Annotated in this window: 1 protein-coding gene; it reads right to left on the reverse strand. The window is 39.5% G+C overall.

Annotation, left to right across the window (positions count from 1 at the left end):
• Nucleotides 1-246, reverse strand: a 246-nt coding sequence (locus ACH65_RS20200; RefSeq protein ID WP_272913789.1) for a colicin E1 family microcin immunity protein, incomplete at its 3' end; no start/stop codon positions are given.
• Nucleotides 247-337: the final 91 nt, after the last annotated feature.

Genomic DNA, 337 nt, shown 5'->3' on the forward strand with positions numbered 1-337 from the left:
ACATAGAATAGTGCTTATCACTATTGCATATAGCATCTTATCTGACACAAGGAAATAATACCCTTCGCTGTTTTTTGTTATAAGGTATATATATATAAGTGTGCAGTACAGGCCAAATAAAATATTTTTTATGTAGTATCTTAAATCCCGCAAGAGGCCCGGCAGTACCGGCATAACCAAGCCTATGCCTACAGCATCCAGGGTGACGGTGCCGAGGATGACGATGAGCGCATTGTTAGATTTCATACACGGTGCCTGACTGCGTTAGCAATTTAACTGTGATAAACTACCGCATTAAAGCTTATCGATGATAAGCTGTCAAACATGAGAATTACAA

It is taken from the genome of Frateuria defendens, from assembly GCF_001182895.1.
GTDB lineage: Bacteria > Pseudomonadota > Gammaproteobacteria > Xanthomonadales > Rhodanobacteraceae > Frateuria_B > Frateuria_B defendens.